Here is a 20,555-nt window from a genome sequence, read left to right on the forward strand (position 1 = left end):
AACACATAAAGCACAGATAATATTACAAAAAATCTTAACATCTGCCTTGCATACCAACTTGCTCTGTTCCATCTAAACCTGAGTTAGGATCATTTTCTTTAATGACTTTAGCAGGCACGCCGCCTACGACCATTCCGTCAGGCACGTCCTTGTTGACAACTGAGCCAGCTGCAACAATACACCCTTTACCAATCTTCACACCAGCTACGATCGATGAGTGTGCTCCAATCCAGCTACCTTTGCCTATAGAAATAGGCTTGTATTGGTAGCCTCCAAACCTCACAGAACCGTCTTTAAAAAGGTGGTTTCCTCCTGTGATTGAAACATAAGGACCAATGACAACCTCATCATCAATTGTTATGTCACCGTCACCAATATAGCAGCAATAGCCAATGTAAACGTTGTTGCCACACTTCAGCGTACTTGGGTTATATATGTTTACCAAACTCGATAGCGCGAGATTGTTACCACACTCACCTAACAGTCTTTTATATATTCGCCCTCTCAATCTAATCCCCCACCCATAGCTAGGAAGAGGGATAAGAAAAAATAATAAAAGACTAGAGAGTAGCTTTTTGTAATTCTTAAACATTAGATCACGTGTACTTTAATTTGCTTGGCTATGTCTTCTGCTAGTGCTTCCGCCTCTAGGTAAGAACTACCAGTCACAATAACCTCTCCAATCCTATCAGGCCCAACTTTGAACTCATTGACGGTATCTCCTGGCTTTTTATCCACCTTAATGCGGATAACACTATGATTTTCTGTGAGTTCAGAAGGTATATCTATCGCAACTAACTGACCACTTTTTGGAGCGCAAAGTAGTCTTGCTGCATTCGCTGTACGCTTTGTATTGGGGTTAAACACAATCGGTTTGCCTAACGCAATATCCAGTAATAAACCGTAGATATCTATACCAAGGTAATTTTCTACATTTTCTGGCAAGCATGTAGCACCCATTCTAGCGCCAATTTCAATAATGTAAGGCTTTCCATCTACTAACATTAAATCTACATTAGAGACGGTGTTATCAATCCCTAAAACTTCAATGGCTCGTTTTATTATATCTTCTGCATCAGACAAAATAGAAGTCGATATTGAGCACGGCACGGAATGTCCGAGAGGTGCGTTATTAGGTGCTGGAGTAACCGTATCATTGTGAAAGATAATATCAATAACAGTACCATCAACTACGATAGCTTGCGCCCCAAACTCAACGCCATCAAGAAACTCTTCCATTACGACCAAAGAATTGCGAGAAACATCCTTAGCCGCTTTCCATAGCCGTTCAAGCTGAACAAGCTCCTCAACCTTGTAAACACCACGACTGCCTGAGCTATCAGAAGCCTTAACCATCAAAGGAAAGCCGATTGAACTAGCAAGTTGTTTTGCTTCTGCGAGATTCGAAGAAATACCAAACTTAGCAGTAGGAACTCCCCCATCCTTAAAAGCTTCTTTCATTAAGCTTTTATCCATGCTCTGAAGAGCACTTTGGTAACTTGTCCCCTTCAAACCCAACTCATCAACAACAAAGCCGATACTAGGTACAGCTACATCTGTTCCGGTCGTAAGTATTGCATCAATGTCATAAAGCTTTGCCGCTTCAAACACACTGTCGATGTCGGTAGTATTGATGTCTAAAAAAATATCACTCTCATCAATTCCAGGGTAATCCCCTCTCGGACTAACAACAATCGTCTTATGTCCTAGCTCTTTGCTCTTTTGGATAAGCGGAAGCTGGTAAATACCAGCACCTAAAATCATTACTTTCTTACACATCTTGTACACTTCTTATCAGCAACACCGATCAATATATAGCTTGGAGGTTCTTAATCAGGCTTTCCTTAGAATAGTATTGCTGTATAGCACGTGCATTTTTCTCACCATCGCTAACAGAAACTTCCAAACTAAACTCATTGATATCATGAACAATTGCTCCTACATTACGAAGAGTTTCAAACGATGAGGTTTCTTTTCTTAAATAAACCGTCTTACCCATACCAAGCAACACTCGAGTGGTACTCATAGCTTGCTGGCGATTGTGGTTGAATACAGCAATATCAACCGTAGTGAGTAGCGACATATATTCATCGTACTTGATGTAATCGAGGATTGGCTCAAATGAACTGCCAAACATCTTATTACCAAGCTCCACCATGGCACTTGCATGCTTCTTAGAACCGTAGTTCAAAGGGCAGATAACACGCACATTTTCATTTACAAATGGCGCAATTTTTGCGAACGCATCTTCATGATTATTGGTTGGATCTGCGGAGTTACCGATAAGAATGTTCAGTTTATTGTCTTTTTTATCCGCAATAGGTATATCGTGATACAGGCTCGCGGGGTACATAAAATAAGGCAAGTGAGGCGCTTTCGTCCCATACCATTTCACAACATTTTCATAATCACCTTTAATGCTGGTAATGATATACCCCATGTCTTTTATCACTTTTTTTCGGAAAAATTCTTTGTATCGACCTCGGCGAGTTAACAAATTCTCATCTCGGCTGTACAAATCCCCTCCCCAAACCGCCCAGTAACATTTTGGTAGTAGAAATCTCAGCACCCATAAAATTTGGGTTATCTTGATTTTAAATAGACCATGAATGATGATCTTCTCTGCCTTGATACTATGCTGGATCAAGTTTTTTAGAAACACCAAGTAGTCTAAGTAATGGTGCTTCTTTTTATCATAAGAAAAGATGTTACTCCTCTCTTTGATAGGGAATTTGTCATGAGTTTTAAACACGAAAAAGACCTGCTCACTCATGTCCAAATTATCTTCAACAAAGTTTATGTAGTCGGCTGTAAACTTATCGTCATTGATGATATTTACAAACTTCATTTAGCTCACCAACGCTTTTAAGTATTGGCCATAAGAGTTTTTCTCTAACCCTTTTGCTAGGTCTAGCAGCTGCTCTCTCGTTAACCAACCATTATTGAAGGCAATCTCTTCCAAACAAGCCACTTTTAAGCCTTGAACATTTTCAATGGTTTCGACAAATGAGGATGCCTCAAGCAAACTTGCATAAGTACCGGTGTCCAGCCAAGCAAAACCGCGGCCGAAGACCTTAACGTTTAAACGACCTCTATCTAAATACATCTGATTCAAAGTCGATATTTCTAGTTCACCTCTTGCTGAAGGCTTAACTTTTTTGGCCAACTCGATCACGTCGTTATCATAAAAATAAAGCCCCGTAACGGCATAGTTGGATTTCGGCTGTTCTGGTTTTTCTTCAATTGACACAGCTAGCATCTGTTCATCAAACTCTACAACGCCAAAACGCTCTGGATCTTTTACTTTGTACCCGAAAACGGTTGCCCCTTCTCCTGCATCGACTGATTCTGCCGCCTTCTGAAGAATTGGTGTAAAGCCTTGCCCGTAAAAAATGTTGTCACCCAAAACCAAGCAAACCGAATCACTTCCGATAAACTCTTCGCCGATGATAAATGCTTGTGCTAATCCCTCTGGTTTTTCTTGAACTGCATAGGTCAAAGCAATACCAAAATCAGATCCATCACCAAGTAAACGCATAAATCCTTCTTGGTCTTCAGGAGTAGTGATAATTAATATTTCTCGAATTCCCGATAACATTAAAACTGATAGCGGGTAATAAATCATTGGTTTGTCATAGACCGGAAGCAGTTGCTTTGAGACCCCACGAGTAATTGGATATAGACGCGTTCCAGATCCACCAGCAAGGATAATGCCTTTCATTTTCTTACCTTATTCTAAAATTATTGACCAAGACGCTCTAAGCTATAAGAACCGTCTAGAACACGTTGCCACCATTCTTTATTCGTCAAATACCATTCAACGGTCTTACGTAAGCCTGTCTCAAAGGTTTCTTCTGGTGTCCATCCCAATTCACGTTCGATTTTAGAAGCATCAATGGCGTATCGAACATCATGCCCTGGACGGTCTTTTACATAAGTAATTAAATCTTGGTAACGCGCAACGCCCTCTGGTTTGTTTAGTACTAGTTCTTCTAGAATTTCACAAATTGACTTAACAACATCGATGTTTGCTTTTTCATTGTGACCACCAATATTGTATGTCTCCCCAATAACGCCTTCTGTCACAACTTTGTAGAGCGCTTTAGCGTGATCTTCTACAAATAACCAATCACGGATCTGCATACCATCACCATATACTGGTAGTGGTGAACCTTTTAATGCATTTAAGATCATTAAAGGAATCAGTTTTTCAGGAAAGTGATATGGTCCATAGTTATTGGAGCAGTTAGTCACAATGGTCGGAAAACCATAAGTTCTTAGCCAAGCGCGAACAAGGTGATCGCTCGACGCTTTCGAGGCAGAATACGGTGAAGATGGTGCGTACGAGGTTTCCTCTGTAAACAAATCATCTGTTCCCTCTAAGTCACCATATACCTCATCTGTTGAGATATGGTGGAAACGAAAGGCCGCTTTGTTAGCGTCATCAAGCTGACTCCAATATCCACGAGCCACTTCTAATAGGGTATAAGTACCAACAATGTTAGTTTCAATAAAAGCAGCAGGGCCATCAATAGAGCGATCGACGTGAGATTCTGCCGCTAAGTGCATAACTGCATCAGGCTGGTGCTCTGAAAACACACGCTCTAGCGCGACACGATCGCAGATATCCACTTGTTCAAAAGCATAGCGCGCGTGACTGGACACCTCGCTAAGAGATTCAAGGTTACCTGCATAGGTTAGTTTGTCTAAGTTAATCACTGAGTCTTGCGTATGATTAATAATATGGCGCACAACAGCAGAGCCAATAAACCCTGCACCACCTGTCACTAAGATTTTCATTTTAAATTCATATCCACATTTACGGGCTACTTGGCATCGGTACTAATTGCACGCGAACACAGAAGATTATTTTAAGTCGAGTTAACATCCTCATTAAACTGAGTGACTACGACAAATTTACCTTAGCCCTTTTTGTTTCACTTAAGACTGTTAAGACTGTTAAGACTGATTGTAACCTAACATCAGAGATTCAAAGTCATCCTCAGACCAATGAATCTCACGTTTAGCGAGTTCTTTTCTAAATGAGCGAAGTAGACGATCTAAGTTTCGCTCTTTCCATTGGCTCCCAGACTGTTGCTTGCACTTGTCAAAATCGATAATCCAGACCTTGCCTTCACTATCAAGCAGGATGTTATGAATATTCAGATCGGTATGATTAACACCAATATCGTGCATTTTACGGACTTCTAGACCAATTTTTTGGTAGTCATCACTGGATAGGCGTTCTACCTGTAATTTATCAACGAGATCGCTTGCCCCAGATATTTTCTCACTCAATAAATCTGCTCGATAAAACAAACCGGCCTGCTCTACTTTAGCGGCAACAGGGCGAGGAACATTAACGCCAGCGCTACGTAATTTTTGAAGCAGAGAGAACTCGGCGTAACTGCGAGTTCTCTCTAAGCCTAGGAACAAATATTGGTCTCGGACAATCTTTCCGAACAAACCACCGCGGTGATAATGGCGTAATGCAGCAATCGTACTTTGGAGCTTGATAAACCACGTAGTGCCTCGCCCACTAGCACTGCCAACGATGGCATTACAACTGCGCCAGTAGTTGATATCAAACAAACTCTCTATGGGCTCAGTAACTAAGCTTTCGTCGTACCATACATGCGTATTATTTTCTTGATAGTGCTTCATCACGCCCCTCAGAAAAAGAGAATATAAGACCATGTAAAGGCAGCAAACAGTAATGCTACAAAGACAGAAGCAGAACCAATATCTTTTGCTCGACCGCTTAATTTATGTCTTTCCACACCAATCCTATCCACAACCGCCTCAATCGCAGAGTTAATCAGTTCAACAATCAACACCAAAACAACAGTACCGAGCATTGTGATACGTTCTATTTGCGAAACGTCTAACCAGCAGAGCAGCAACACAGCGGCAATGAGCAAAGCTAATTCTTGTCGAACCGCAGCTTCATGTTTCAATGCAGCCTTCAAACCTTGAAGTGAATAGATGCTGGCTTTTAAGATCCTTTGAATGCCCGTATTTCCAGGTTTTCCTGAAACGGTTTCTGTTTTCTCGTTGTCCTTATTCACTTGAATTTCTCGTGCTTACATCATAGCGCCATTTTACATTGTTCTATTGGGGGAACAATCCAGTAAGGAGCTTTTGCTGCTCTTCGTCGACGAAAGACCTCGTCAACTGACTTCTTTCAGAAAATGAAGGCTTCAAGTAACATAATAACCAATACCAAACGAATTACTGGATTACTTATGAAGATTGCATTGGTCCATTTAAGACACGCATACTCTGGCGGAGTTGAGCTGTACCTCAATCAAATGGCGAGATACATGGCAGAAAAAGGGGAAGAAGTCACTATCATCTGCCGCTCTCATGCAGATACTCCTCCACACCCTAACGTTAAGTTTGTGAAGTTGCGCGGTTTTAGTATTGGTAAAAGCCATCGCCTTTGGAAGTTTGCGAAAGCGGTAGAAAAGCACGTCAATGAAGCTGACTATGATTTGGTGTACGGCCTAGCTCACGCGTGGACACACGATGTATTGAGAATTGGAGCAGGCACAAGTCTTCATATGGCACGGTCCTTAAATAAGCCAATGCGAATCAAAGATAGAGTGACACATTTGATTGAGCAAAAAGCAATGGCTCCTGGAGCCTACTACCATGTCATTAGTAATTCACATAAGAGTGCTCAGGAAATCCAAGAAGCTCATCACGTACCTAAAGACAAAATCACGGTAATCCACAACTTTGTCGATACGAAGCGCTTTGACGCACAACGAATCGAAAAAGAGGCTTTAGAGCTCAAGCAACAAATGGAGCTTGCTCCTAACAAGCCGATTTTCTTATTTTTAGGCACTGGCTACGAGAGGAAAGGGCTAAAACAAACTCTCACTGCATTTTCCAAACTGAACATTGATGCTCAATTGGTGATTGTTGGTCGAGAGACTCACGAGAGCGAGTACATTAAATTTGCGGAAACCCTTGGGATACAAGACAAATGTAAGTTTATGGGAGAAGACAAACGACCAGAGCTCTACTTTACGCTGGCCGATTGCTATGTGCTACCAACTCTCTATGAACCTTTTGGCTTTACGGTAATCGAATCTCTCGCATGTGGCACACCGTCGATTACCACTGAAAACTGTGGTGCGAAGGAGGTCCTCAATCCAAAAGTGTCGAGCGTCATTGGCTCTGAGGTAAACCCAGATGAACTAGCAAAAGCAATGGCATTCTGGGCTGATAAAAAACGTACGACCAATGTGAGTGAACAATGCAGAGCATTGGCCTTAACAATGGATGTCAACACTGTACTGGAGAAAAACTACCAACAGCTGTTGGCGGTATACAAAATGAAGCAGCAGTCAGCAAACACCTAATTTGGATTTAGCAGACGTACTTGTAAAATCGTATTACTCTCTTAGCCTATTATTGTTGGCTAAGAGAGATTCTCTAACACTTTATCGAGCTTTTCTTGCACCAGCTCTACGGGAATTGCAGCCATTAAGTTATCCCCTTTCGCACGTGTGCCCCACGTGAGTAAGTCTACGGACTTGCCTTTTTGTTCTTCAACATGTTGTTGGTAAACACTCGCAACATTTTCCAAATCGTTATAAGGTCCAGTACGTCTAGGATCACTATGCGCATATAAACCAATCACAGGTGTCATTTGAGTCGTCGCCAAGTGAGCGGGACCGGAGTCAGGGCTAATAACAACCGTGGCTTCACGCAATACAGCGGTCAGTTGCTTTAAGCTTGTGTCACCGACGATATTAGTGACGGGCAGCTCGCACAGTGACTCAATTTTATGTGCCAATTGCTTTTCTCTTTCCGCTGGTGAGCCACATAGGATCACATGAAGTCCCAAAGACGATGCGTAATCGGCGATAGCTGCGTATCGCTCCACTAACCAGTTACGAGAGTCCTTGCTTGCCGCAGCAGAAATCACGACACACTTTCGACCTCGGGTAATACCTTTAGCGTAATCGACTGATTCACTGGGTAATGGGATATTCCACGTTGGCTGGCTGAATGGAACACCAATATACTTAGCAAATTCAGCCATGTTATCTAAGACATGCATTGCCGTTGTATTAGGTAAGTGACGATTAGTGAACCACCACTGCCCTTCTCTTGTTCTATTCTTGCTAAAACCCACTTTGTATTTTGCTTGAATGCCCAAAGACAAAACACTCGCTCTCAAGGCTGCCTGCATGTGCAGCAAAACATCAAATTTAGTGCCCTTTAGCTGTTTCCACACAGCCTTCATCCCTTTAAGGCCTTGTGACTTATCAAAAACAATCACATTAATGTCGGGCAAATCACCAATCAGTTGCGCCTCTATTTTGCCGGTAATCCAAGTTATCTTGGTTTGCGGCCAATGCTTTTGAATAGCTTGAACCACTGCGATCGCGTGGCAAACATCGCCAATGGCCGACAAACGCAATACACACAAATGAGACGGAGGTGAAGTGAATAAACTCATGATAATTTAGGCTTTTGGTTTAAGAGCATTACTGACATAGCTTGAAGTATTTCTCGAGCGTCTTGATACAGATTAAGCTTTCCAATTGTTCATCCTGAAATTGGGCCACATGTCGATGCGCATTTTCAATCATGGTTTCAGCTTTATCTGGGTTTTCAAGGTAATAATTAATTTTCTCGTCAAAGTCAGACCAATCATCTTTCACTTCAACATAATGAACTCCTGGTTGTAGCGTACCTTCCATAAACCACGTTTCAAAACGCATCTTAGGCGTCACTACGACAGAGTTCGAAGACATTGCCCACTTCAAATTAGTTGCAACATCGTTACCTTCAAGACAAATGATAAACTTGTACTTCAATTGATCTTGAATGGACATAAATTCTTTTTGCCATTCTGGGTGCTCTTGAGAAGGGTTGGATTGACCAGCATCCATCATAGGGTTCTCAAACATTGCTTCCATAAATCGAATACGATGAACCCGTTTAACAAAACCACGGAAAACCGCCATATCTTTCTTATCGTGAAAGCCTAATGCGTCGCTTACGAACTGGAAGTGTCTACGCTTGTTGAGTTTGAACAGCACCGAGTTATCGTTATTACCCTTAATCGGCCTAGCCTTATAAAGCGTTGGGCAATCTTCTACGGCGACTTCATCCCCAAAGTAATAACAAAACGGATTAGTATCAGGGAAATAACGGAGGAACTCTTTAAGATCATACGTATATGCACTTTGACCTTTATGTGAGAAACGACTCAAACTGGTCGATTTACTGGAATCCAGCTCGCTCGGAGTATTTATTTTACAATAGTAATCCACTCGCTCTTGGACTAACTCCATTTGACCTTGAAACTTCTTTTCTAGTCTGTTTTTGTTGTAAGCAAAATACGCTTGTGGAGCCATGGCCAACAGTAGGTTTTTTATATAGTAAAAAAGTTTCATTAAAACGTTATGCCCTTATCACACCTATGTTTGTAGATGTTATCTATTCTCGAGTCGATGATGTATCATACTACTACTTTTAAGCGTTTTTTGACACTTTTGACAAACACAACGAGCTGCATATGAAACAACAAGGTCATAGTGCCACACACGTCATTTATCCGGGAACCTTCGACCCTATTACAAACGGCCACCTTAACCTCATTGAGCGCGCAGCCAAAATGTTCGACTCTATCACTATTGGTGTTGCCGCTAGTCCTTCTAAAAAAACGATGTTCACGCTGGAAGAGCGTGTACAGCTAGTAGAGCGCTCTATTAACCACCTTTCAAATGTCAATGTAGAAGGCTTTACTGGTCTACTAGTCGATTTTGCAAAAGCGCAAAACGCGAACATTCTAATTCGAGGCTTAAGAACCACCGTCGATTTCGAATATGAGTTTGGCTTAACCAGTATGTATCGAAAGCTATTGCCGGGCCTAGAAAGTATTTTCCTTACCCCAGATGACGAGTACGCATTCTTATCCTCTACGATTGTGAGAGAGGTGGCTTTACATGGTGGTGAGATTAGCCGATTTGTCCCTGCTCCCGTTGAACTCGCACTTGCTCAAAAAGCCAAGAAATAATTACTCGAACAAAAGAAAAGAATTTCTATGAACGTATTAATTGTGTGTAAAGGTACGCTACCCCCTGTAACTTATGGTGGTACAGAACGCGTTGTTTGGAGCTTAATGAAAGCGCTTCATCAACTGGGTCATAGCGTTTACATTCTTAACCCTGAACCAATGACATGCGATTGGGCGACATGTATTACCCAGCAACCAAACTTATCTATTGATGAACAAATTCCCGACGAGGTTGATGTCGTTCACTTCCATGTCGGTGGTAGTTGCACTAACAAGCCTTATGTCATCACTCGTCACGGTAACAACACCGAGGCCCAAAAAAACGATTCTAATTCAATTTTCGTTTCTCAAAAACACGCTCTGAACCATGGTTGTGAAGCCTTTGTATACAATGGTCTAGATTGGAGTGACTATCATCAACCCAATTTAGAACTGAATAAAAGAGATAACCGCTATCACTTCCTTGGCAAAGCCGCTTGGCGTTTAAAAAATGTGCAAGGCGCAATAGATATTACGAAAAAAGCCAATGTCGCTTTGGATGTTTTAGGTGGACATCGATTGAATTTTAAAATGGGATTTCGCCTCACTTTAGATCGCCATGTTAAATTTCACGGCATGGTTAACAACACAGAGAAGTGTGCAGTACTCGAGCACTCTAAAGGCTTGATCTTTCCTGTTACTTGGGAAGAACCATTTGGCTTAGCCATTACAGAAAGCCTGTTTATGGGTACACCCGTGTTTGCCACACCATATGGTTCACTGCCAGAGTTAATTAACGCACCAGAGTTTGGCTCATTATCAAATATTGAAGATGAACTAGCGGACGCTATTAAACATGGAAGCTACAATCCAAAACTGTGTCACGAATACGCTCGAGACATGTTTGATCACATTTCAATGGCCAAGGCTTACATAGAGAAGTATGAAAAAGTACTCAATGGAGAAGCTCTGAACCAGTTTCTTTCTGAGCCAGTAAAACAAATAAAAAAATTACCTTACTTTAGATAGAACACCAATTTTGAGTCACCATGAAAGCATTTTGTATCACTTTAAAAGGCTGTGAAGACAGGCAAGAGACAACATTAAACACCCTAAAGAGAATCGGTTTAGATTGTGAGGTTTTCTACGGCGTTGATGCACGTAAAGACACTCATCCTTTATTGGACCACTTAGATAACCGCCAGTTTGAATTCAACATGGGACGCCCATGCATCATCGGTGAGGCGGGATGTTATGCGAGCCATTACCTACTCTGGCAAAAATGCGTTGAGCTAAACGAACCTATCATCATTTTTGAAGATGATCTCAGCATTGAAGACGAGTTATTCCTAAACACATTGAAGGCAGTCGCCGAAAATATCGAAAGCTGTGGGTATATTCGTACGGAAAACACTAGTAGTCGCGGCATGTTCTACGATGTGAAACAATATGATTCTCAAAGATTAGTTAAGTATCTAAAAGTACCACAGTGTACAACATCTTATGCTATCAGCCCTTCGGCGGCACGAGCATTTATTGATGCAAGTAAAACGTTCCAATTCCCTGTAGACGTCTTCCTGCGTAATACCTGGTTGCACAAGCAAGCAATGTTTGGAGTAAGGCAGGCTGGCTTACGTGGAGGCAATAAGCCATCTGTCATTGGTAATAGGAAGCGCCAAGGCGATAAAGACTACCTCGTTGCTACAATGAAGCTGCTCAATAAAGCAAAAAGTATGACTCTAAATTTAGTTATGAATGGTCATCACCTCATAAAAATGGGCCGAGAGTACGGTCCAAAGAAGTTTAATAGTTAACACATTCTACTTCTGGCATTCCCCGCAGAAGAAGGTATTGCGTTGGCCTATCTTTTGTTCTTGGAGAGCTTCGCCGCATTCTGGGCATGGCTCTCCGGCTTTTCCGTAAACTAGTAACTCTTGTGCAAAGTAACCCGGCTTTCCATCGGCTTGCGCAAAATCTTTCAGCGTAGTCCCACCTTGCGTAATGGCAATCTCAAGTGTCATTTTGATATTTTCAACAAGTAACCCCCACTCTTGAGAAGTCAACTTACCTGCGGGCCTTGAAGGGTGAATTCGAGATTTAAACAACGACTCATTCGCGTAGATATTTCCGACACCAACTACGACTTTGTTGTCCATGATGAACTGCTTGACGGCGACACGCTTATTTTTAGCTTTCTCCGCTACATATTCCGCATTGAACTCTTCAGTTAAAGGCTCTGGCCCCATGTTTGCTAGCACAGCATGTGACTCGCCAGGAGCACACCACAGCCATGCCCCAAAACGACGCGGATCGTTATAGCGCAGTATTTTTCCACTGCTTAGTTTGAGATCCACATGATCGTGCTTTGCTGGCGGAAAGTCGGCGTCTAGAACACGTAAAGACCCCGACATGCCCAAGTGAACAATGGCTGTACCGGTGTTTGTCTCGATCAGTAAGTATTTCGCACGACGGCTAATCGCACGGATCACCTGCCCTTCCAATTTTTTAAGCTCTGTAGGAATATCCCAGCGCAATTTAGGCGTTCGAAAAGTAAACGACTGGATCGTTTGTCCAACCATGTGGGGGCTAATCCCCATACGGCTGACTTCAACTTCTGGCAACTCAGGCATTAGATTCTCCAATTCACCGGCTAATAGTTCTCGCTGCTAGCATAATCGAAAAGAAAAACGATAAATAGGGAAGCTTATTAGGGGTATAGGCGCAAAAAGGCTCTACTCTGGCATAAGGTAGTTTTCATCGACGGAGATAGCGACCCATTTGTCTTGCCAGGTTTTAAATAGCCAAAAATCAGGTAAACGAAAGAAAGTCACCCGCTGCGGCTCTTCGAGATCCTGATACCAGACTTCTACCGTTTCAGGTACCGCTAGGTTAGGTTTTAAATGGTCGTACTGTTCTGAGGTAAGCTCGGTCCCTTCCAATGATTGCCAGCGTGATACAAGCTCACTGATCGGTGCATCAACTTTGATGTTGGATTGCCACCGTCCATCATGCAGCTCGAACTCCCAGCCACTATAGTACAAAGACTCCACCGTATAGTCGGAGCGAAGTACATTTGGGTAAGGGTCTGCTTGATCTGTTAATAGGTAAGTTTTGATCCACATCGGCGCATTTAAGATCACTATAAACGCGATAATGCCCAGAATAAGAATATTGTTCCATCGGCGGCGACGAGCCGGACTCACACGCATAACTATCTCTACTCTCTTATCGTTATGAGTAAATTACCAAAGAGTATTGAGCTTGACTAGAACGACGGTGTGCAAGTATGTAGAGAAGCGGTGACCAAGCGGTATAGGACGATAAATTAAAAATTCGAATATAGAGTCGGACGAGTAAAGTAACTTCAGCAGTGCTTTATAACCCGATGACGTACTGAACCTTTTCTTCAGCACTTGTATTCACGTAATAAAAAACCCAACTCGAAAGTTGGGTTTTTCAATTCATCAAAGAGACTGAAACCAATTATTTGATTTTTGCTTCTTTGTACATAACGTGCTGGCGAACTACTGGATCAAACTTTTTGATCTCAAATTTGCCTGGCATGTTACGCTTGTTCTTATCAGTTGTGTAGAAGTGGCCTGTACCTGCAGAAGATACTAGACGGATTTTCTCACGAACGCCTTTCTTTGCCATTGCTTATTTCCTCTTAAACGTTTTCGCCACGTGCACGCATGTCTGCAAGAACAGTATCAATACCTTTCTTGTCGATGATGCGCATACCTTTAGCAGATAGACGTAGTTTAACAAAACGTTTTTCGCTCTCTACCCAGAAACGATGAGTTTGTAGGTTCGGCAGAAAACGACGCTTAGTAGCATTTCGTGCGTGTGAACGGTTGTTACCCGTTACTGGACGCTTACCAGTTACTTGGCATACTCGTGACATGAATGTCTTCTCCAAAATCGTTTCAGCTCGATATCAACCTTGGTGGCCGAACCTCTCTATCTCTCGAAAAGAAGTTAGAGGTTAAGAACCGCTATGGAAAATCCATACAAGGCTATCAAAGGTCGCGCATTATACTAACTTGATATGCATTGCTCAAGACCCGAACAGATCCTTTTTACAGGTTTTCGTGATCTTTTTTTAGACAGCAGATTTTTTTAGCAGTCCAAGCTGAATTCAGTTAAAAATTTAGTGGCGTGGATGATAGCAGATTTTTAGCAACTAACAACCTAAAAAACGCACAGTTATATCCAGCCTCTTTCAGCAAAAGAGACACTTTCCCCATCTCCGATGACGAAATGGTCCAAAATACGAATATCCACCAATGCTAATGCGTCGGTGAGACGCCTTGTAATCCTTCTGTCAGCTTGGCTCGGCTCAGCGACGCCTGAAGGATGATTGTGCGCTAGAATCAAAGCCGCCGCGTTATGATGCAGAGCACGCTTGACGACTTCTCTCGGATAAACCGACGCGGCATCCAACGTTCCTTCAAATAAAATTTCATCTTTTATCACTCGGTGCTGGTTATCGAGAAAAAGAATATAAAAAGCCTCTCTTTGCCGATCCCTTAAAATAGAAGACAGATATAACTTAGTTTGGTCGGAGCTGGTTAAGGCGTCACCACGCTTTAGCGTTTCCGCTAAATAGCGCTGCGTCATTTCTAGTACCGCTTGCAATTGAACATACTTGGCTTGCCCCAATCCTTTGTGACGACAAAACTCTTCTTCTGATGCTGAAAATAGTTGTCTGAGCGAACCAAAGTCTTGAATAAGGAAGTCTGCGAGCTCAATCACGTTCATTCCGCGGGTGCCTGTGCGCAAGAAGATGGCCAGTAGCTCAGCATCGGTCAAAGCTTGCGGCCCTCGTTGCAGTAGCTTCTCTCTGGGCATGGACTCATTTGGCAAAGCTTTCAGTATCATCTGATGTCTCTTTATATGGAAAGTGTCCCTATTCCACAAAACAAAAAGCGAAAGTCGAGTATGACTTTCGCTTTCTTCTTGCCATCAGTGCTTTCCATGCAACTTAACAGTTCATCAGAGTTTAAAGTTGCCAACCAAGCCGTGAATTTCTGTTCCAGACTGTGATAGCTGTGTGCTGGTTGACTCGGCATGCTGCAACGTCTCATTAATGTTGTTCACGATCTGTTGAATAGCCACTAAGTTTTGGTTGATGTCTTCTGCAACCGCACTTTGTTCTTCGGCGGCAGACGCGGTTTGAATACCCATATCTCGAATCGTACCGATAGAATTATGAACACCAGAAAGAGATTGCTGAATGAGCGCCGATTCTTCCGCCGTTTTGACACCTCGTTTTTGGCTCACCGACATCGTACTGACCGCTCTTGATACACCATTTTGTAGCTGCTTAAGCATGTCACCAATTTCATGAGTACTATTTTGTGTACGACTGGCTAACGAGCGCACTTCATCCGCAACGACGGCAAACCCTCGACCTTGCTCACCGGCTCTAGCCGCTTCAATCGCCGCATTTAGGGCCAACAAATTCGTTTGCTCGGCTATCTCGCCAATCACATCCAGCACTTTGGTTATTTTTTCAGTCTGTAAACTCAACTCAGAAATTGCATCTGACGTGCTGTCTATCTCCGTCACGAGTTCGGTAATGCCTTCTATTGCTTGCTCGACCTCATGCTGAGCAGCGGTGACTTGACTGTTGGCATCGTCAATTGCCTGCGCGGTCGCATTAGTATTGCTGGCTACTTCTTTGGCAGTCATGCTCATTTGCGTCACTGCCGTCACGACTTTGTCCGTCTCTAAACAGTGATCCTGCATTTGACCGCTCGCTTGGCTGGTCTGAGTGTTCAGGCTTTGGGAAACGGTCTGTACTGTCGTCGCAGAGCGATGAATGTCCTGCATCAGTGGGTGCAGCTTATCCATAAAATCATTAAACGCGGCCGCCACTTCACCGACTTCATCCTGACTTTCGACTTTTAAACGAGCCGTTAAGTCACCGCCGCCTGCGGCAACATCTTTTAATGAAGCCGCGACATGTTGTAATGGCTGAATACCTTTAGACACCACGATACTGGTGAGAACACTGGTAATGATCAATCCAATAGCGGAAATCAACACGGCAGATAACGTATGCTCTTTTAGCTCTTGAGTCTTTAACTCTCTGTGCATCGCAACTTGCTGGTCGATGTCATCAATATAAACGCCAGTACCTAAAACCCAGTCCCATTTCGATAGATATTCTGCATAGCCCAACTTAGGCGCTTGTGCGTCAATGGTCGGTTTGTGCCACGAGAAATAGAGGAACCCATCCCCTTTTTGAGAAGCGTCAATCAAGCCCGCAATAACTGCGACCCCATTTTCATCTTTTAAGTCGTAAAGGTTTTTACCCTCTAATGCAGGTTTGATGGCGTGCAACGTATTCACACCTTGAGAGTCGTAGGCAAAAAAGTAGCCATCGCTTTCAAAGCGCATGGCTTTCAGAATTTCTTTTGCTGCCTCTTTATTACTTCCATTTACATCCGCGTCGTATAACGGTTTTATCGCCGTCACGCCCATCATCATGTAGGCTTGTAACTCTTTCTTTTTCGTTTCGATGAGCTCTTGCCTGTCTCTTGCTAGCTCCGCTTCCAAACTTTTACTGCTGTTGATGTAATACACCACTGAGATCAACGTAGTGATCAACAACAGCGGAATTAGGGTTATCAGCAGCAATTTGTTTCGACTTTTCAACACCATGGTTTCCACTACCTCTTTTTCCTTTCAGACTTGCAAACTCCGCGCAACTTGTCTGTGAGGTAGGCGAGAATTTTCCCTTCCTCGGTCAGATTAATACTCTGGAGTTTGATGTGAATTATCTTCTCGTTATATATGCTCGGGCGGTCAGACTTTGAATTGTGTTAAAATCCGGTCATCAAATTGGAGATCTCACATGCAAACACTAGCAGGAAAGAAAATTCTACTCGGCATCAGTGGCGGTATTGCCGCGTATAAATGTGCGGAGCTAACCCGTCGCCTCATAGAGAGAGGAGCGCAAGTTCAAGTTGTAATGACGAAAGCCGCAAAAGAGTTCATTACCCCTTTAACCATGCAAGCCGTTTCGGGCCGTCCTGTCTCGGACAGTTTACTAGACCCAGCAGCGGAAGCCTCTATGGGCCATATTGAATTGGCCAAATGGGCAGATTTAGTGCTATTAGCGCCCGCGACCGCGGACTTAATCGCGCGCATGTCCGCAGGCATGGGGAACGATTTACTTACCACGCTCGTGCTCGCGACGGATTCCCCTGTTGCTGTTTCTCCTGCGATGAATCAACAGATGTATCGCAATATCGCAACCCAAGAGAACATCGCTACGTTAGCGCGTCGTGGTATGCACATCTGGGGCCCTGCGGCAGGAGAGCAAGCCTGTGGTGATGTGGGACCAGGTCGAATGCTGGAACCAATGCAGCTAGTACATCTATGTGAACAGTTCTTTCAACCAAAATTGCTAGAAGGTAGGTCGATACTCATTACCGCCGGACCAACTCGCGAAGCGATTGATCCAGTGCGCTACATTACGAACCATAGCTCCGGGAAAATGGGCTATGCATTGGCGAGCGCCGCAGCGCAGATGGGAGCAAAAGTCACCCTCGTGAGCGGTCCTGTCAGTTTAAATACGCCCGTAGGTGTTGAGCGCATAAATGTTTCCAGTGCACAAGAGATGCACGAAGCCGTTATGACACATGCAAACCAGCATGATGCCTTTATTAGCTGCGCTGCCGTTGCCGACTACCGCCCACAAACGATCGCGTCTCAAAAGTTGAAAAAGACAGAAGACAACGACGAAATGGTCATTAATATGGTTAAAAATCCTGATATTGTTGCATCTGTGGCAGCAATGACGGAGAGGCGTCCGTTTACCGTCGGTTTTGCGGCTGAAACCAATGATGTAGAGACCTATGCTCGAGGCAAGTTAACAAAGAAAAACCTCGATATGATCTGTGCAAACGACGTTTCGGTTGCAGGGCAAGGATTTAACAGCAACGACAACGCGATTACCCTTTACTGGCCTGAAGGTGAACTTGCGCTCGCTTTAGAATCAAAAGAAGCATTGAGCTTTAAAATTCTCGAAAAAATGCATCAATTGATGTAACTAACGTTTGAAAACCCTGCCAATTTTTTACAAAAGCTGGCATAAATTTGGTACAAAAATGACAACTAAGGGTGTTAAATCTCCCATTCCACCCTTAGTGGTCTAGTTTGAGGCGAAATAGCGTCTTATAATCCCCTCCGCTCAACTTTGTATTTTGAAAGGAAGTAACTAATGGCCGGCAGTAAAAAATCCAACCGTCGTGAAGAGATCTTACAAGCATTGGCAGAAATGCTTGAATCAACAGATGGTGCTTCACGCATTACTACGGCAAAACTGGCCAAGCAAGTCGGCGTTTCAGAAGCCGCTCTGTATCGTCATTTCCCAAGTAAAGCGCGCATGTTCGAAGGATTGATTGAGTTCATTGAAGAAGCCTTGATGACACGTATCAACCGTATTCTAGACGACGAAAAAGATACACTAGAGCGTATTCGTATGGTGATGCACCTTATTTTGGCGTTCTCTGAACGTAACCCAGGTCTGACACGCATTTTGTCGGGTCATGCTCTAATGTTTGAAAATGAACGCCTACGTGAACGCATCAATCAACTCTTTGAGCGTATAGAAACACAATTGCGCCAAATCCTGCGTGAACGTAAGATTCGTGAAGGGAAGTCTTTCCCTGTCGAAGAGCGCATCCTAGCCGCGCAAATTCTGGGACAAGTTGAGGGGAGCCTAAACCGCTTTGTGCGTAGCGACTTTAAATACCAGCCGACTGCAAACTTTGACGAGTACTGGGCGCTTTTGAGTGCACAAATAAAGTAAAAGACTATGAGTAAAGACAAATACACGCAGCCCGAGTTTTCTCTTTCACTTCTTCACCCTCGTAACTGGGGCGTATGGCTTGGTTTTGGTCTGTTGGCCATCCTCGTCAATATTCTTCCTTATCGGCTGCTGCTTTCATTAGGTCGTTCACTCGGTAAACTTGGCATGCGCTACGGTAAAAAGCGTGTCCACGTTGCTCAGCGTAACTTAGAATTGGCCTTTCCAGACAAAACAACTGAAGAGATTCAATATATTGTTGAAGAGAACTTCAAAAATACCGGTATGGCACTGATAGAAACCGGAATCACTTGGTTCTGGCCGACTTGGCGCTTTAAAAACCTGATCGTCGAGAAAGATCTCGGCGCACTGCGTGAAAAAGCCAAAGAAGGTAAAGGCGTCCTACTTTGTTGTGTCCATGCTCTAAATCTAGAGATCACTGCGCGTGCTTTCGCCGTGTTAGGCGTGGCCGGGTACGGCGCGTTTCGTCCGCATAATAATCCTGCTTATAACTTTATCCAGTATTGGGGACGAACACATAACGGCAATAAACTGATTGATCGTAAAGATGTAAAAAAGATGATTCGTGTATTACGCAGTGGTGAGCGTCTGTTCTATTTACCGGATCACGATTACGGTCGCAAAAAATCAGTATTTGTGCCCTTCTTTGCCGTAGACGATGCGTGTACAACAACAGGCACGAGCATTCTGGCGTATACCTCAAAATGTGCGATCATCCCAGGCTCAGGGTTTCGCAATGACGAAGGAAAATACGACATCATCGCCGATAAGTGCATTGAAGCCGACTATCCACAAAAAGACGAAGTCGCCGCTGCCGCTTATATGAACAAGTATGTGGAAGAAGTCATTCTACGCGCTCCAGAGCAATGGATGTGGCTCCATAAACGCTATAAAACCATGCAAGATGAGCATGTCGAGAAAGGCATTCGCTATAAGTAAGTGGTCAAGGCGATGAATCCAAAAACAAAAAAGGGCAGATGAATATCCATCTGCCCTTTTTACTTTTTCAGAAAAAGTAACCAATTAAATGCCGTATTCTGCGCGGTATGCTTTGACTGCTTCTAGATGCTCTTTGTCTGTGCCTTTCTCTTCAAGGAAAGTCACAAGGTCAGTCAGGCTAACGATTGAGATGATTGCACAACCAAAGTCACGCTCCACTTCTTGGATCGCAGACAACTCACCTTTGCCTTTTTCTTGGCGGTCAATCGCAACCAACACACCAGCAAGGTCTGCGCCATTTGCTTGAATGATTTCCATCGATTCACGAATCGCAGTACCTGCTGTGATTACGTCATCCACTAGCATGATGCGACCTTCAAGCGCAGAGCCTACAAGGTTACCGCCTTCGCCGTGATCTTTCGCTTCTTTACGGTTGAAGCAGTAAGGCGTGTCGACGTCATGATGATCCGCCAGCGCGACTGCTGTTGTCGTCGCGATTGGGATACCTTTGTACGCCGGGCCAAACAGCACATCAAACTCAATGCCTGAATCAGCGAGCGCGGCTGCGTAAAAACGACCAAGACGCGCTAGGTCACGACCAGTATTGAAAAGACCAGCGTTAAAGAAGTACGGGCTTTTACGGCCAGATTTCAAAGTAAACTCACCAAACTTAAGAACTTCTTTCTCAAGTGCAAACTCAATAAATTCACGCTGGTATGCTTTCATTATTTTCTCTCTATGTCCTTGGTTTCT

At 43.5% G+C, this 20,555-nt stretch carries 23 protein-coding genes; 7 read left to right on the forward strand and 16 right to left on the reverse strand.

What is annotated here, in order from left to right; all coding sequences use genetic code 11:
* Positions 1 to 34: 34 nt before the first annotated feature.
* The 7 genes from R7Z78_RS13665 to R7Z78_RS13695 all read right to left on the reverse strand — a co-directional run bounded on the left by R7Z78_RS13665 (position 35) and on the right by R7Z78_RS13695 (position 6,068).
* Positions 35 to 508, reverse strand: a complete 474-nt coding sequence (locus R7Z78_RS13665; RefSeq protein WP_169644305.1) for an acyltransferase — start codon at positions 506 to 508, stop codon at positions 35 to 37.
* Between the two features lie 83 nt (positions 509 to 591).
* Positions 592 to 1,779, reverse strand: coding sequence for an ATP-grasp domain-containing protein (locus R7Z78_RS13670; protein WP_169644306.1), 1,188 nt, complete (start codon positions 1,777 to 1,779; stop codon positions 592 to 594).
* A 28-nt stretch (positions 1,780 to 1,807) separates the two neighbouring features.
* A complete protein-coding gene (locus R7Z78_RS13675; RefSeq protein ID WP_169644307.1) occupies positions 1,808 to 2,848 on the reverse strand; it encodes a TDP-N-acetylfucosamine:lipid II N-acetylfucosaminyltransferase in 1,041 nt (346 codons plus the stop codon).
* Entirely contained in the window at positions 2,849 to 3,721 is an 873-nt protein-coding gene (gene rfbA / locus R7Z78_RS13680; RefSeq protein WP_169644308.1) for a glucose-1-phosphate thymidylyltransferase RfbA, read from the reverse strand. It lies immediately after the preceding gene.
* Between the two features lie 20 nt (positions 3,722 to 3,741).
* Entirely contained in the window at positions 3,742 to 4,800 is a 1,059-nt protein-coding gene (rfbB, locus tag R7Z78_RS13685; RefSeq protein ID WP_169644309.1) for a dTDP-glucose 4,6-dehydratase, read from the reverse strand.
* Positions 4,801 to 4,959: 159 nt separating this feature from the next.
* The gene (locus R7Z78_RS13690) at positions 4,960 to 5,667 is read right to left on the reverse strand and encodes a 3-deoxy-D-manno-octulosonic acid kinase (protein WP_169644310.1); all 708 of its coding nucleotides are present in this window, start codon (positions 5,665 to 5,667) and stop codon (positions 4,960 to 4,962) included.
* Positions 5,668 to 5,672: 5 nt separating this feature from the next.
* Positions 5,673 to 6,068 (reverse strand): diacylglycerol kinase, encoded by a 396-nt coding sequence (locus R7Z78_RS13695; protein WP_169644311.1) that lies wholly within the window; start codon positions 6,066 to 6,068, stop codon positions 5,673 to 5,675.
* A gap of 177 nt (positions 6,069 to 6,245) precedes the next feature.
* Between R7Z78_RS13695 and R7Z78_RS13700 the strand changes: the two genes are divergently transcribed.
* Positions 6,246 to 7,370 carry a glycosyltransferase family 4 protein gene (locus tag R7Z78_RS13700; protein WP_169644312.1) on the forward strand — a complete coding sequence of 375 codons (1,125 nt, stop codon included), beginning with the start codon at positions 6,246 to 6,248 and terminating at the stop codon, positions 7,368 to 7,370.
* A gap of 59 nt (positions 7,371 to 7,429) precedes the next feature.
* Here R7Z78_RS13700 and R7Z78_RS13705 read toward each other — a convergent pair whose 3' ends face one another.
* Positions 7,430 to 8,476 (reverse strand): glycosyltransferase family 9 protein, encoded by a 1,047-nt coding sequence (locus tag R7Z78_RS13705; protein WP_169644313.1) that lies wholly within the window; start codon positions 8,474 to 8,476, stop codon positions 7,430 to 7,432.
* Positions 8,477 to 8,504: 28 nt separating this feature from the next.
* Positions 8,505 to 9,419, reverse strand: coding sequence for a glycosyl transferase family 90 (locus tag R7Z78_RS13710; protein WP_169644314.1), 915 nt, complete (start codon positions 9,417 to 9,419; stop codon positions 8,505 to 8,507).
* A gap of 122 nt (positions 9,420 to 9,541) precedes the next feature.
* Here R7Z78_RS13710 and coaD point away from each other — a divergent pair, with 122 nt between their 5' ends.
* Genes coaD through R7Z78_RS13725 form a run of 3 tightly spaced genes read left to right on the forward strand, consistent with a single transcriptional unit; the run spans position 9,542 to position 11,835 of the window.
* The gene (coaD, locus tag R7Z78_RS13715; protein ID WP_169644316.1) at positions 9,542 to 10,042 is read left to right on the forward strand and encodes a pantetheine-phosphate adenylyltransferase; all 501 of its coding nucleotides are present in this window, start codon (positions 9,542 to 9,544) and stop codon (positions 10,040 to 10,042) included.
* 27 nt (positions 10,043 to 10,069) lie between these two features.
* Positions 10,070 to 11,050, forward strand: a complete 981-nt coding sequence (locus tag R7Z78_RS13720; protein ID WP_169644317.1) for a glycosyltransferase — start codon at positions 10,070 to 10,072, stop codon at positions 11,048 to 11,050.
* 20 nt (positions 11,051 to 11,070) lie between these two features.
* Positions 11,071 to 11,835: a glycosyltransferase family 25 protein gene (locus tag R7Z78_RS13725; protein WP_169644318.1), complete on the forward strand. Its 765-nt coding sequence runs from the start codon at positions 11,071 to 11,073 to the stop codon at positions 11,833 to 11,835.
* Between the two features lie 6 nt (positions 11,836 to 11,841).
* On the opposite strand, the gene mutM is transcribed toward R7Z78_RS13725, so the two are convergent.
* The 6 genes from mutM to R7Z78_RS13755 form a co-directional block, all read right to left on the reverse strand.
* Positions 11,842 to 12,651, reverse strand: coding sequence for a bifunctional DNA-formamidopyrimidine glycosylase/DNA-(apurinic or apyrimidinic site) lyase (mutM, locus tag R7Z78_RS13730; RefSeq protein WP_169644319.1), 810 nt, complete (start codon positions 12,649 to 12,651; stop codon positions 11,842 to 11,844).
* Between the two features lie 102 nt (positions 12,652 to 12,753).
* Entirely contained in the window at positions 12,754 to 13,230 is a 477-nt protein-coding gene (locus R7Z78_RS13735; protein WP_025998646.1) for a hypothetical protein, read from the reverse strand.
* Positions 13,231 to 13,504: 274 nt separating this feature from the next.
* Entirely contained in the window at positions 13,505 to 13,675 is a 171-nt protein-coding gene (rpmG, locus tag R7Z78_RS13740; protein ID WP_004410866.1) for a 50S ribosomal protein L33, read from the reverse strand.
* A 13-nt stretch (positions 13,676 to 13,688) separates the two neighbouring features.
* Positions 13,689 to 13,925, reverse strand: coding sequence for a 50S ribosomal protein L28 (gene rpmB / locus R7Z78_RS13745; protein WP_005384783.1), 237 nt, complete (start codon positions 13,923 to 13,925; stop codon positions 13,689 to 13,691).
* Between the two features lie 302 nt (positions 13,926 to 14,227).
* The gene (gene radC, locus R7Z78_RS13750) at positions 14,228 to 14,902 is read right to left on the reverse strand and encodes a RadC family protein (protein ID WP_169644320.1); all 675 of its coding nucleotides are present in this window, start codon (positions 14,900 to 14,902) and stop codon (positions 14,228 to 14,230) included.
* Positions 14,903 to 15,016: 114 nt separating this feature from the next.
* Positions 15,017 to 16,690 carry a methyl-accepting chemotaxis protein gene (locus R7Z78_RS13755; protein WP_169644359.1) on the reverse strand — a complete coding sequence of 558 codons (1,674 nt, stop codon included), beginning with the start codon at positions 16,688 to 16,690 and terminating at the stop codon, positions 15,017 to 15,019.
* A 193-nt stretch (positions 16,691 to 16,883) separates the two neighbouring features.
* Here R7Z78_RS13755 and coaBC point away from each other — a divergent pair, with 193 nt between their 5' ends.
* From coaBC to R7Z78_RS13770, 3 genes are all read left to right on the forward strand, one after another.
* Positions 16,884 to 18,083, forward strand: coding sequence for a bifunctional phosphopantothenoylcysteine decarboxylase/phosphopantothenate--cysteine ligase CoaBC (coaBC, locus tag R7Z78_RS13760; protein ID WP_169644322.1), 1,200 nt, complete (start codon positions 16,884 to 16,886; stop codon positions 18,081 to 18,083).
* A 171-nt stretch (positions 18,084 to 18,254) separates the two neighbouring features.
* Positions 18,255 to 18,845: a nucleoid occlusion factor SlmA gene (gene slmA / locus R7Z78_RS13765; RefSeq protein ID WP_005379386.1), complete on the forward strand. Its 591-nt coding sequence runs from the start codon at positions 18,255 to 18,257 to the stop codon at positions 18,843 to 18,845.
* Positions 18,846 to 18,851: 6 nt separating this feature from the next.
* The gene (locus R7Z78_RS13770; RefSeq protein ID WP_169644323.1) at positions 18,852 to 19,802 is read left to right on the forward strand and encodes a Kdo(2)-lipid IV(A) acyltransferase; all 951 of its coding nucleotides are present in this window, start codon (positions 18,852 to 18,854) and stop codon (positions 19,800 to 19,802) included.
* Between the two features lie 84 nt (positions 19,803 to 19,886).
* Here the strand turns inward: R7Z78_RS13770 and pyrE are convergent, their stop codons facing one another.
* On the reverse strand, positions 19,887 to 20,528 hold the full coding sequence (pyrE, locus tag R7Z78_RS13775) for an orotate phosphoribosyltransferase (protein ID WP_026000307.1): 642 nt from the start codon (positions 20,526 to 20,528) through the stop codon (positions 19,887 to 19,889).
* Positions 20,529 to 20,555: the final 27 nt, after the last annotated feature.

Origin of the sequence: Vibrio sp. 1167 (assembly GCF_033340375.1) — a bacterium.
In the GTDB taxonomy this organism is placed as follows: Bacteria; Pseudomonadota; Gammaproteobacteria; order Enterobacterales; family Vibrionaceae; genus Vibrio; species Vibrio alginolyticus.